12 protein-coding genes are annotated in these 12,108 nt (G+C 41.1%); 3 read left to right on the top strand and 9 right to left on the bottom strand.

Annotation, left to right across the window (positions count from 1 at the left end; genetic code table 11):
• Positions 1-68: 68 nt before the first annotated feature.
• The 9 genes from QOL76_RS00160 to QOL76_RS00120 form a co-directional block, all read right to left on the bottom strand.
• Positions 69-1,091: a YihY/virulence factor BrkB family protein gene (locus QOL76_RS00160; protein ID WP_283410991.1), complete on the bottom strand. Its 1,023-nt coding sequence runs from the start codon at positions 1,089-1,091 to the stop codon at positions 69-71.
• Positions 1,091-2,050, bottom strand: a complete 960-nt coding sequence (locus tag QOL76_RS00155) for a mechanosensitive ion channel family protein (RefSeq protein ID WP_283410990.1) — start codon at positions 2,048-2,050, stop codon at positions 1,091-1,093. Before QOL76_RS00155 ends, QOL76_RS00160 begins: the two co-directional genes overlap by 1 nt.
• Before the next feature lie 61 nt (positions 2,051-2,111).
• The gene (locus QOL76_RS00150) at positions 2,112-3,134 is read right to left on the bottom strand and encodes a DNA topoisomerase IB (RefSeq protein WP_283410989.1); all 1,023 of its coding nucleotides are present in this window, start codon (positions 3,132-3,134) and stop codon (positions 2,112-2,114) included.
• Positions 3,135-3,196: 62 nt separating this feature from the next.
• Positions 3,197-3,778 (bottom strand): DUF502 domain-containing protein, encoded by a 582-nt coding sequence (locus QOL76_RS00145; RefSeq protein ID WP_283410988.1) that lies wholly within the window; start codon positions 3,776-3,778, stop codon positions 3,197-3,199.
• 96 nt (positions 3,779-3,874) lie between these two features.
• The gene (hppD, locus tag QOL76_RS00140; RefSeq protein WP_283410987.1) at positions 3,875-4,969 is read right to left on the bottom strand and encodes a 4-hydroxyphenylpyruvate dioxygenase; all 1,095 of its coding nucleotides are present in this window, start codon (positions 4,967-4,969) and stop codon (positions 3,875-3,877) included.
• Positions 4,970-5,044: 75 nt separating this feature from the next.
• A complete protein-coding gene (locus tag QOL76_RS00135) occupies positions 5,045-6,046 on the bottom strand; it encodes a 1-acyl-sn-glycerol-3-phosphate acyltransferase (protein ID WP_283410986.1) in 1,002 nt (333 codons plus the stop codon).
• A gap of 29 nt (positions 6,047-6,075) precedes the next feature.
• Positions 6,076-6,978, bottom strand: coding sequence for a bile acid:sodium symporter family protein (locus QOL76_RS00130; RefSeq protein WP_283410985.1), 903 nt, complete (start codon positions 6,976-6,978; stop codon positions 6,076-6,078).
• Positions 6,979-7,689, bottom strand: a complete 711-nt coding sequence (locus QOL76_RS00125) for a DUF3307 domain-containing protein (protein ID WP_283410984.1) — start codon at positions 7,687-7,689, stop codon at positions 6,979-6,981.
• Positions 7,689-8,330, bottom strand: coding sequence for a hypothetical protein (locus tag QOL76_RS00120; protein WP_283410983.1), 642 nt, complete (start codon positions 8,328-8,330; stop codon positions 7,689-7,691). The genes QOL76_RS00125 and QOL76_RS00120 overlap by 1 nt, the downstream gene beginning before the upstream one ends.
• A 288-nt stretch (positions 8,331-8,618) precedes the next feature.
• Here QOL76_RS00120 and QOL76_RS00115 point away from each other — a divergent pair, with 288 nt between their 5' ends.
• From QOL76_RS00115 to QOL76_RS00105, 3 genes are all read left to right on the top strand, one after another.
• On the top strand, positions 8,619-9,989 hold the full coding sequence (locus QOL76_RS00115; protein ID WP_283410982.1) for a Gfo/Idh/MocA family protein: 1,371 nt from the start codon (positions 8,619-8,621) through the stop codon (positions 9,987-9,989).
• Between the two features lie 67 nt (positions 9,990-10,056).
• Positions 10,057-10,908 (top strand): sugar phosphate isomerase/epimerase family protein, encoded by an 852-nt coding sequence (locus tag QOL76_RS00110; protein ID WP_346771391.1) that lies wholly within the window; start codon positions 10,057-10,059, stop codon positions 10,906-10,908.
• 66 nt (positions 10,909-10,974) lie between these two features.
• Positions 10,975-12,054 carry a DUF6807 domain-containing protein gene (locus QOL76_RS00105; protein WP_283410980.1) on the top strand — a complete coding sequence of 360 codons (1,080 nt, stop codon included), beginning with the start codon at positions 10,975-10,977 and terminating at the stop codon, positions 12,052-12,054.
• The last annotated feature ends 54 nt before the right edge of the window (positions 12,055-12,108 follow it).

Below are 12,108 nucleotides of genomic sequence, written 5' to 3'. Positions count from 1 at the left end.
CACCTATTTTTTTGTAGTCCAACTGAAATTAGGTAAGAGGTTTTGCTATGCAAGCATAGCATCAATCACTATTTTTCCTTAGACATATCCTGAGTAATATCTTCTTCCTCTCCTTCGGGCAATGGATCTTTTGGGGCAGGAACGAAATCACCCTTGAGTACTACTTCTTTTTTTTTTACCCTAGAATAATGTTTTCTAGGAATAATTCCGTAGCCGTACCTTATTGAAAACACTTTGGTAAATTCTGCTCCATAAAAGAAGATTAAACAAGAATATGAAACCCAAAGTAGAACCAATATAATTGATCCCGCAGCTCCATAAGTGGATCCAGGTTCAGCTGCACCAAAGTAAATACCTAAAAGGAATTTGGAAATGGAAAAGAGGAAAGAGGTAAGAAAGGCACCTACCCAAACAGATTTCCATTTGATAATTGCATCAGGTAAATACTTGAATATCAAAGCAAAGAGTAAAGCAATGACTCCATAGGAAATAGCAAAATCAACCACAAATGCGAAAACAACAACGAATTCAGGCAATATGCTTTTTATAAAATCACTGAAAAAGGAGAGCAAAGCGGTGAGTACGAAACTGATAAATAGCAAAAAACCTAATACTAGTACAAAGCTAAAACTGACTGCACGCTCCCATAACACATAATACCATTTTACTTCGTCTGATTGTTTCAGACCCCAAATGTCGTTAATCGAAATTTTCAGATGAAAGAAAACTCCCGAAGCTCCAAAAATCAATACGCCTATACCAATGATCGAAGCGACTACAGATTTACCACTGCTTTGGGTTTCCTCTACCATACTTATCAGAAACTCTGCTGTTTCAGGACCCATGGCAGAAGAAAGCTCATCGTTGAGTTGTCCTGTCACCAGATCAACTCCCCAGATCGATCCTACGGTATTTATCACGATCACCATCAGGGCAGGTAGGGACAGTACAGCGTAATATGCTACCACAGCGCTAAGTCTCCATGGATCTGCGGCGTTCCATTGTTTGAAACTCTCTACCACCAAGCTGGGGATGTGAGTGATTTTAAATCGGGTAGGGGTCAAGTTTCCCATAGTTTTTTCGGTCTTCATTAGCTCTCACTTTGGTTAGATGAAAAGCCATTTTTTTGGGTACTAGAGAGTGACTCCAGTTGTTTATCTAACTGCACACCACCTTTGATTCCAAAGTCCAACGTACGTATTGGGAATGGAATCATAATATCATTTTTGTCGAATGCTTTCTTGAGGGAAATAATAGCTTCATTTCTTACAGGTATAAAATCCTTGCTAACCTCATTGAACTTGCACCAAATATTCAAAGTGAAGTTGATAGAACTATCGCCGAACCCAGTCCAAAAAAGTGTAGGTTCCTCCGATTCAAGTCGACTAGACACATTCTTTGCAGCTTCTAGAGCAATTCTTTCCACTTGCTCCAGATCTTCACCATAGCTCACCCCACATTCTATTTGAACTCTACGTTTTTCAAATTCAGTGAAATTAGTAAAGCATTCCTGGAACAGGTATCTATTAGGAACGTAAACTATAGGGCCATTATAGGTTCTGATTTTGGTTACCCTTAGATTGATATCAATTACAGAACCTTCGTGTCCGTCGTGAGTTTCAATGATGTCTCCTATTTTGTAGGGTTGATTGAAGGTAATGTATACACCTGATATGAAATTGGCTGCGGTATCCTGAAAGGCAAAACCCAGTGCCAAACCAATGATACCCAGACCTGCTAGAATAGATGATACGGTCTTGGAAAGATCCATCACCGAAAGCGCAAGCATAACCCCGAAAACTAAAATAGCCAGGAAAATCAATTGACTAAGGAAGCGCGAAATGGTTTCGTTTGTCCCTAATTTACTGATGTACTTGCCAGAAAATCTCTTAATGGTTTTAGCAATGAAAATTGTACATAAAATCAGAAGGATGGCTAAGACAAAATTTGGAAGGTTCTCTATCAAAATGTCTATCCATCCGCTCAGTTTCTCAGTGATTTTATCAAATATTTTCTCTGTATCGTATCCTAAAACTTGTGCTATACTCATGAACTTTATGTTTTTTTATTCATTGGAGTAATAAAAACATGCCAATCCAAAAGATTAGGCGTCAGTTAAGTTTAGTGCAAAGAATTTGGAGAAGGAGTACCTCTTCGGGTTTATAGCCTTTTTCGGAAAAATCCCTTGGAAGACAATCCTTTAATTTTTGGGGCTTCAGGCAATGGGTCAAAATCTCGGGATGGAGATACGAACTCTTGCATACTGCCACGGTATGGCCCATTTGATCAGCTACCATTCGGATAAGCGTAGTTTCAGGTTTCTTACGCGTTCCCTCACAGATCTTGTCCAACAGCTCCCTCTGTTTGATACAGATACAATTTGCTCCCCAGGTTCTAAAGTATTTCGCTGTATAATAATCAGGTTCAGTAGCTTCAAGGCTGATGTATTCATTCAAATCACTGGAATCTACTGTATGCCATTTCCCTTCATCCTGATATCTGAACAACTCATAACCTGGAAGCTGGGAACAGTCTTTTAGGAGCCGGACCAGCCTTTTGTTAGTGAGCGAGACCGAGCGTTCTTTTCCACTTTTAGCAGTGTAATTAATAGAAATTTTGTTTCCATCCTCTTTGAGATGCTTTCTCCTCAGCGTGGTAAGCCCATGTGTTTTATTTGTCTCTGTGTAGTGCTTATTGCCTACTCTTAGGTGCAATTCATCCAGAAGAGCTGTAGCCAGAGCCAACACTTTATTTTTACTCCAGCTTTTTTGACGAAGATCTTTCTGATAGCGTTCTCGCAGTTTGGGTAAATAAAACCCAAATTTGAGCAGGTCATCATATTTAATTTTTTGAGAATATTCAGACCATTTTGTATGATAGAGGTATTGCTTTCTCCCTTTTTCGTCTATTCCGGTGGCCTGTAGGTAGCTGTTCTTTTTGGGGCTGATCCACACATTTTTCCATGCAGGCGGAATCACCAGATCCTGAATTCGTCCTAAATGTGATTCATCGGAAAGTTTTTGTTTATCCTTATCCAGAAAAATAAAGCCTCGGCCTTTCTTCTTTCTAATGATGCCAGGCTGTGTGTCTCGGATATAGACCAGACCTTTTGGGAGTTCGGCTGCAGTGACCATAGTATTACGTTAGTAGCTGTATAACCACTTTCAATACAAGTCTCATGCAAGTTTATCGGAAGTTATGTTTTCAGGTGATTTGCCAGTATTTCTGCAGAACCTACCCCAAGTCTGCGCATAATCTGTGTAGCATCTTTCTGGGTTAGCGTGCAAGCCTTTACTTGATCTTTTTCGAAAACTACCACATTTCCTTCCCAATTACTAGGGGCTGAAGGCACAAAAACCACCACTTCTCCTGTAGCTAAGGTATCCACTTGGAAGGCGATCATCCAGCCATCAATGGGTACCAAAACCACCGGGAAGTCCTTGTCAGATTCCAGTCCTGCAGTGGATTGCATGGTGTTTTTCATGAGCTGGTATCCAGGGAAAAGCGTAAGTACATGCTCTTCAATCCAATTCACTAACCACTTGCCTGCCCCTAATTTGGCGACGGTACCAGCCAAAAAGCAAAACACCAAAATGATGAGAATCGCTATGAGGTAGGGAAAATCGAAGTCTGAACTTGCCAATCCCAGCGCGGCACTGATTTTAGTGGCCAGTGGTTGGAGGATATGGACAATTTTCTCAAAAAAGATCAGGATTAATACGATAGGGAAAAGGAAAAATATCCCTCCCTTGATGGTGTTGCTGATGACGGATAGCATTTTTTCTAGAGTTAAAAATTTAGAGAAATTAGTTCTTTTCTAATAAAAAGTAAAAAACTAGCCGACTAAATTCTCTAGTCGGCTATTCCAGTATTATTATAAATTCCCTCTCAGACCTTGTTCTCGCTCTATGGCTTCGAATAGGGCTTTGAAATTCCCTTTCCCAAAGGATTTGGCTCCTTTTCGTTGGATTATTTCAAAAAACAGGGTAGGTCTATCTTGCACAGGTTTGGTGAAAATCTGCAATAAGTATCCTTCATCATCCCGATCCACCAGTATGTTCAGTTCTTTTAGAGGTTCCAAATCCTCATCTATTTCGCCCACACGATCCAGTAAGTCATCGTAGTAGGAGGAAGGAACAACCAAGAATTCCACACCTCTTTTTCGTAATTCCGTTACCGTCTCAATGATATCATCTGTGGCAATCGCCATATGCTGCACCCCTGGGCCCCGGTAGAAGTCAAGGTATTCTTCTATTTGCGATTTTTTCTTGCCGGCGGCAGGTTCATTGATCGGAAATTTGACATAGCCGTTGCCATTGGAAACTACCTTGGACATCAGCGCAGAGTATTCGGTGGAGATATCCTCATCATCAAAGGTGATGAGTAGTTTGAATCCCATGACATTTTCGTAGAATTCCACCCAGCGATTCATCTCACCCAACTCCACGTTTCCTACGCAGTGGTCGATGTATTTCAGCCCAATCGGCTGGGCAGCATAAGTGCTTGACTTTGGCTGATATCCCGGAAGGAATATGCCCTTATATTCTTTTCGTTCTACAAAGGTGTGGATGGTTTCCCCGTAGGTTTTGATGGAAGCTACCACCACCTGGCCGTATTCATCACTGATAGTTTTAGGTTCCGAAGCTGATTCTGCGCCTCTGGAAGTAGTTTCCTTCCATGACTGTGCTGCATCATCCACCCAAAGTGCCAGAACCTTCACACCATCACCATGTTTGCGGATGTGATCTGCGATTGGACCTTCAGGGTGAAGTGGAGAAGTAAGTACCAATCTAATTTTGTCTTGTTTGAGGACATAGGATGCTCTATCCTTTATGCCGGTTTCTGGACCGGCATAGGCGATAAGCTCGTAGCCAAAGGCATATTGATAGTAGAGTGCAGATTGTTTGGCATTGCCAACGTACAATTCTACATAATCAGTCCCATTCAAAGGAAGAAAGTCTTGACTCATGTCTGTTATTTTTTGGGTTTAACTCTTCGTTCAAAGTTATAAAATATCCCAAAGAATATTTGGTCAATGCTGTCTTTATTCCTGGGGATTCTTATTTACGATTACGGTAACTAATGCCATTATCAAAAATGCGAGTGCCCAAGAACCAAGCGGGCTGCTTATAGCAAGCCAAAGAAGAACTAAATAATAGGCTGGTGCTAGCGCAAAGCCAATCAGAAATTTCCAAGTAGATGAGAACACAGGATCTTTGACTCCTGGCTTTTTCATGAGCCAAAGCCAATACAAAGGAAAATTGAAAATCTTCATCAATTTATTCGTGAATCCCGATGCTTCTTTCACGGGGTTTGGAACCTGACCAGTTTTCAAAAACAACTCCACGTCTTCTCTAGAACTTACATCAACTTGATGCGCAATCAGGTTTTCCAGTTGTTGATCATAATCTTCATTAGGTATCTCTACTACCAGATTTTTCAATGCCACCTGAACGGATTTGGTGAGCAAACCTGACTTCGCAGATGGCATATCTACTGGAATGACTTTTCCAATAGTCACTCTGGCGATGCTTCCTGATCGCTTATGCGCACTATAGTCCAATGCCACAGGCAAGATCACAGGTGTTACTTCAGGGTATTTTTCTTTCAGGCCAAAAGCAATTCTGGTAAAACCCTTACTCAATGGGCGTAGATTACGGATGAGGCTATGGCTACCTTCGGCAAAAATTATTACAGTTCCGTTGCCGCGAAGTACCTCATAGGTTTGATCAAAAGTAGTTTGATTTTGCTGTATAGTTGAAAAACCATCACGCACCCGGTAAACAGGTAGCATATGGATGAAATTGAGCAATTTAGCAACAAAGGATTTTTTAAAGACGGACGCCCGAGTCAAAAAAGAAGGCTTAAGACCAGTGTGAGTAGCTAAAAGGAGGGGGTCAATCAATGCATTTTGGTGGTTCGCAACGAGTAGGATGGGCGTGTTTTTTGGTATATTTTCCTTCCCTTCTATAACTATTTTATTGAAATATCCCTTCAAAGAAATCTTTACCAGGATGCGAAGGAATTCATTAATTAAATATTGCATTGATTTTTTAGCGTTTCTTGGTAAGTTTTTCAGGCTTTTGATTTCCAAAGACTTGCGATGGTCATGCCTGATATTAAATGCCAGATGCCCCACCAAGCCGTAATAATAGCCATTCCACCTAGGCCATCAAAATATGTAAAGATCAAAACCAGCCCCAAACCTGAATTTTGAATGCCTGTTTCTATCGTCATTGTTTTCACATCTGCCAGTGGCAATCTGAATATTTTGCCGGTAAAAAAGCCTGAGCCTAATGCCACAATATTATGAGCCAGTACCCAAATAAAAATCAGGGAAATGTACTTGGTAAAGAGATTGAAATTGCCGGCGAATGCGATAACCACAAATGCTGCAAAAATTAGAATGCTCAGAGGTTTAAGAATTTTGGAAGCTTTCTCTGCAAAAGTAGATGCGTACTTATGGGTGATTATTCCTAGAATTAAAGGGACGCCTAGGATCAAGGCTACTGTAATGAAAGTATCTGCATAGTCTAAGCTGATTTCCTTTAGCAATAGCTTGGTAGGAGTATAAAAACCTGCCCATAACGCGAAATTCAAAGGTGTGCTGATGATAGAAAGTATGCTTGAAAATCCAGTCAGACTTACCGAAAGGGCTGTATTACCTTTTGCTAGGCTAGAGAGGAAATTGGAGACATTTCCGCCAGGGCAAGCTGCTACGAGGAACATGCCTAAGGCGACTGAGGGTGGTGGTTTCATGATTAGGACTAGACACCACGTGAGAAATGGCAAGAGAATAAATTGTGAGAATACACCCAAAAAGAATCCTTTTGGGTTTTTTGCCAAGTATTTAAAATCCTCAAATCTCAGATCCAGCGCTACTCCATACATAATGAGGGCAAGTGCCAGATTAAGCAGCAGTAAGTCACTTGAGGAAAAATTGAGTTGGATGGAATCCAGTTCGTTAGTTTGGGCCATTTAATTGGTAATAGATAAAAAGATTAGTCCGCACAACATAGCTGTGCCGAAGCTTAATAAAGTTCCGATTAATATGTATTCAGTGAGTTTTCGCTCTTTTGATTTTCGAAGATCTCCAAATCTAAAGACCGATTTGGCGGCAAGAAGGAAACCTACAGCCTCCCAATGTCCCGTGGCTATAAAGGAAAAGACAAAGAGTCGTTCAAGGATTCCTATGTATTTGCCTGCATCTTGAAGGGATTGATCCGGCTGGGAAGGGATAGAGTCAGACCATTTTTTGAGCAAATGGGCCAAGATGATCGAAGTTGGCTGTGTGAGGAAAAGTACTAGCGTGATCAGTCCAAGCAGGTTTGGGTTTTGGAATACCGATTGCCAGTCCACAGAAACCTCAGTCAATATCCCCCAGATAATGAAGACACTAAGTAGATGTAAAGCTTGATCTGCGATAAACCAGCTTGTTTTGGTCTTTGGCTTCTGAGCGTAGAGTTTGATTAGATCGATCAGCAAATGTACCAGCATGAGCGATACTGCGAAGCACCATCGATTCAGATCCCAAAGAAGTAGCAACACAAGAGCGCCATGGATTAATACATGGATATACAGTTTACCGGAAGAGGCTTTTCGCTTTTCTTTTTCTTTCACCCAAGAAGTGGGTTGCAGTAGAAAGTCTCCAATGAGATGAGCAAGTATGAGTTTGATCAGGATGAGCATTAGAGCAGTTGCTTGAGTTTCTTTCTGAACAATTTCTCGAGTGCTAGAATATCCTCTCCCCGTGCAGCTTTGTATCGCTTACTCACTGAGTTTTGGTTGATGTGAAGGACTTCTCCTATTTCTGCCTGCTTACGGTCTGGGTTGGTGAGCATTTCGGACATCAATTCGCCTGAAGAAATCGACCAGCTGTCCATTTGTATACCTGCCAGTTTCAGGTAAAGATTCATTTCATCGTTCCATTCAGACCAAGGCGAGTTGATGGCTAGTGTGATCATTTCGCTTTTCAGTTGCTCAAACTTCTCACCTGATCTTACAAATGCCTCTCCGTTGCTTTCGGATATTCTATCTGCATCATAGGACTTAGTACCAATCCCTATCGCCATTCGCACATCCACCGGAGAGCTTCTTTTACTCTCATCAGGGTAGGGCAGACTTTTGATTAGAGCTTTGATCTGCAAAGCTGCAAGCAGACTTTCCTCTGCATTTGGTATTTCCAGTTGGAAACTGTCTCCTCGGAAGATTTCCCATTGCTTAGGTGTTTGCCCCCATGTTCCAAGTAGTTTCTTGAAGGGATCTATCCACAGATTCTGGTTTTTCAGCTCTCTGGAATTGATTATATCTCCTGTGATCAATGCTATCATAGTACTAATATCACCGTAAATGGTGATAAATCAAAATATCACCGTAAATGGTGATAAATAAAAATATCACCGTAAATGGTGATATATCAGATTATCACCGTAAATAGTGATAGAGAAAAAGCAATCGTTTGCACAAGTATTTCAGGTGTACAAATAATTCCTATTGATTGCTAGAAAGAGATTGTTTAGATTAAAAATTCATAGCTGAAATACTGTTTATCTAATGGTAAAACAAATAATCTATAACACTATTTAGTAACTACAATAAACCCTATAACCTGAATTTAAATGGAAAAAAGAAGAGAATTCATAAAGAAAAGTCTCTTAGGTACCGCCGGAATAGCTATCGCTGGCATGGGCATGAGTGCCAAATCATACGCTTCTATCATTGGAGCAAATGAACGAATTAATATTGCAGTGGTGGGAATTCGAGGCCAAGGCAGCAATCATATCAATCAATGGTGTGCATTGAAGGATAATCGAAACGTAAGGTTGAAAACACTTTGCGATGCTGATGAGCAATATTTCTCAGAGAAATCGAAAGTGGTTATAGAAAAGACAGGCATTACGCCAACGACAGAGTGGGATGTAAGAAAGGTACTGGAAGATAAGGAATTAGATGCCCTTTCTATGGCAATTCCAAATCACTGGCATGCGCTGGCTACGATCTGGGCATGTCAGGCTGGAAAGCATGTCTACATAGAAAAACCTGCCAGTCATAACGTCTGGGAAGGCAGAAAAATGGTGGAAGCAGCCCGTAAGTATGATAGACGAGTTCAGGTAGGCTTCCAAAACCGATCAATTGCCAATGTGATGGAAGCGATGGAATTCCTCCACGGAGGAGGAATTGGAGACGTTTACATGGCACGAGGGACTTGCTTCAAACCACGTGATTCATTTGGAAAAGTGGCAGATAGTACGCCGCCGGCTTCACTTCATTACGACTATTGGAGAGGACCAGCAGAGATGATTCCTTATAATGAAAAGAAAGTGCACTACAACTGGCATTGGCACTGGGCCACAGGAAATGGGGATACGGGCAACCAAGGACCGCACCAGTTTGACGTAGCTCGCTGGGGAATGAATAAGAATGAGCACCCAGTTTCAGTTTATTCCGCTGGAGGAATTTATGGTATAGATCCAAACGAATGCTCTCAGGAAACTCCAAATACGCAAACATCAACATTCAAATATGCTGACGGAACTATGCTCGAATTTGAGACCCGAGGTAGATATACCAATGGTGAATCTAGCTTAGATATCCATATCGGAAATGTTTTTTATGGCACCAAAGGGTATTTAGAATTGGATGGTGGCACTTGGAAAGCATTTCGTGAGAAAGAAGCGGAGCCTTTTGCCCAATCCAAAAAAGGAGCTGCTCCAGCACCAAGTAACCAAGTATTGGCTGCCCCGGGTGGTGCTGAGCATTACGCCAACTTCCTCGATGCAATCAGAGCAGGAAATAATGAGACCCTGCATTGCGATATAGAAGAAGGCTTCAAGTCGTCTGTACTTCCATTGATTGCAAATGTATCTTACCTGACTGGTCGTGAACTTCGATTTGATGGTAGTGAAGAAAAATTTGTCAAAGACAAAGAAGCAAACAAGATGTTGACCAGAGATTATCGTGACCCTTACACAGTTCCTAATAAGGTCTAATTCCAACTTTCTACTACTTAATAATTCACACTATATAGAATCAATGAGCAATTCAAGACGAGATTTTATGCAAAAGAGTATGGCTGCCGGCTTAAGTTTAGCAGCAATGCAATTTCCTATAGATGCCCTTGCAAGGGCAAAATCAGGGATGAAGTTTGGCTTAGTAACTTACCAATGGGGGAAAGATTGGGATCTACCAACGCTAATTGCAAACTGTGAAAAAGCAGGGGTGCTAGGAGTGGAACTTCGCACCGAGCATGCACATGGCGTGGAAACAAGCCTTAATGCGGCCGAGCGTGCAGAAGTGAAAAAACGTTTTAAGGATAGTAAGGTGACTTGCTTGGGATACGGAAGTAATTACGAATACCATAGTCCTGATCCTGCAGTGCTCCGCAAAAATATAGAGGGAACCAAGGAATACATCAAGCTCTGCAAGGATATTGGTGCTACAGGAATTAAGGTTAAACCAAATAACCTACCAGCTGATGTTCCTAAAGAAAAAACAATAGCCCAGATCGCTGAATCTTTCAATGAAGTTGGAAAGTTTGCCGCTGATTATGGGCAATTAGTTAGAGTGGAAGTACATGGGCATTTGACTCAGGAGCTTCCTATCATGAAGGCGATTTTTGATCAGGTAACTGAACCAGCAGTGAAAATCTGTTGGAACTGCAATGCCGAAGATTTATTGCCTCCTGGCTTGGAAGCAAACTTCAATTCAGTGAAAAAGTGGTTCGGAGATACCGTTCACGTGCGCGAATTCAATGAAGGGGATTATCCTTACCCAGAGCTTTTCAAACTCTTCAATGATATCAAGTATGACGGTTGGATCCTGATGGAAGCCCGGACTGAGCCTGCCGATAGAGTAGCTGCTCTTAAAGAACAACTGGCTTTATTTAATACGCTGAAAAAATCAAAATGATCTGAAAATTAGATTTATACGCTCATTACTAAAACTCAAAAACACTAAATCCAGAATTTAAATACGATGAATAATCAACACAAACTCTTTAAATATTCCGCTGTATTAGCCTTATCAGCAATGTCTTATGCATGTGGTGGTGCTCAGGAAAAAGCAGAACAATCAGAACCAGAACAGATGGAAGATAGAATACAACTGATACAGGATGAGGTAGCTAAAAAAGTAGATGTAATCATTGATGGTGAATTTTTCACTTCATACATCTATCCGGATTCCTTGGAGAAGCCTGTTCTTTATCCAATCAATACTGCAAACGGAACAGCAATCACCAGAGGCTGGCCCGTCACTCCAAGACCTGGAGAACGAGTGGATCATCCCCATCATTTGGGACTTTGGTTCAACTACGGTGATGTAAATGGCCTTGACTTTTGGAATAATTCCTCCGCTATTACCGACAAGTCTAAGTATGGCCACATCGTCCATAAATCCATCAATTCAGTGAAGAGTGGTAACGAAGAAGGGGTTTTAGAAGTAAGTTTAGATTGGATGAATGACCAAGGCGAGGTTCTGTTGACAGAAAATACCACATTTATATTTAGTGGTAAAGAGAATCAAAGAACGATTGACAGAATAGCTACTTTAACTGCTCCAAATGGAGAGGTGAAACTTACTGACAATAAGGAAGGTATGCTGGGTCTTCGTACCGCTAGGCAATTGGAACATCCTTCAAATAAGCCAGAGATCTTCACTGATGCCTCAGGGAAAGCAACAGATGTACCTACGATGAACAATGAGGGAATCACAGGAATGTATCTAAGCAGTGAGGGAATTAAAGGTGATGATGTCTGGGGAACTCGAGGTGACTGGGTAAGTCTTACAGGCAAAATCAATAGCGAAGCTATTTCTGTAGCAATTCTTGATTACCCATCAAACCCAGGTTTTCCTACCTATTGGCATGCTAGAGGCTATGGTCTTTTTGCTGCAAATCCTTTGGGACAAAAAGCCCTAAGTGATGGTAAGGATGAGTTGAATTTTAAACTTGGAAAAGGGGAATCAGCCACTTTTAAATATAGAATTATCATTTACTCCAATGAAAATGTAGTTGAAGGCAAAGTCAATCAAGACTATATGGAATGGGCCAAGTAATTTGATCAATTCTTTATCAAAAAATAGGCTGATCCATAATTTGGATCAGCCTAT

It is taken from the genome of Algoriphagus winogradskyi (genome assembly GCF_900182815.1).
Lineage (GTDB): Bacteria > Bacteroidota > Bacteroidia > Cytophagales > Cyclobacteriaceae > Algoriphagus > Algoriphagus winogradskyi.
This window is presented reverse-complemented; position numbering and strand designations above follow the sequence as displayed.

Coding starts and splice junctions, on each gene's coding strand:
- QOL76_RS00160 (WP_283410991.1), bottom strand. CDS start 1,091: ATGAAGACCGAAAAAACTATGGGAAACTTGACCCCTACCCGATTTAAA.
- QOL76_RS00155 (WP_283410990.1), bottom strand. CDS start 2,050: ATGAGTATAGCACAAGTTTTAGGATACGATACAGAGAAAATATTTGAT.
- QOL76_RS00150 (WP_283410989.1), bottom strand. CDS start 3,134: ATGGTCACTGCAGCCGAACTCCCAAAAGGTCTGGTCTATATCCGAGAC.
- QOL76_RS00145 (WP_283410988.1), bottom strand. CDS start 3,778: ATGCTATCCGTCATCAGCAACACCATCAAGGGAGGGATATTTTTCCTT.
- hppD (WP_283410987.1), bottom strand. CDS start 4,969: ATGAGTCAAGACTTTCTTCCTTTGAATGGGACTGATTATGTAGAATTG.
- QOL76_RS00135 (WP_283410986.1), bottom strand. CDS start 6,046: ATGCAATATTTAATTAATGAATTCCTTCGCATCCTGGTAAAGATTTCT.
- QOL76_RS00130 (WP_283410985.1), bottom strand. CDS start 6,978: ATGGCCCAAACTAACGAACTGGATTCCATCCAACTCAATTTTTCCTCA.
- QOL76_RS00125 (WP_283410984.1), bottom strand. CDS start 7,689: ATGCTCATCCTGATCAAACTCATACTTGCTCATCTCATTGGAGACTTT.
- QOL76_RS00120 (WP_283410983.1), bottom strand. CDS start 8,330: ATGATAGCATTGATCACAGGAGATATAATCAATTCCAGAGAGCTGAAA.
- QOL76_RS00115 (WP_283410982.1), top strand. CDS start 8,619: ATGGAAAAAAGAAGAGAATTCATAAAGAAAAGTCTCTTAGGTACCGCC.
- QOL76_RS00110 (WP_346771391.1), top strand. CDS start 10,057: ATGCAAAAGAGTATGGCTGCCGGCTTAAGTTTAGCAGCAATGCAATTT.
- QOL76_RS00105 (WP_283410980.1), top strand. CDS start 10,975: ATGAATAATCAACACAAACTCTTTAAATATTCCGCTGTATTAGCCTTA.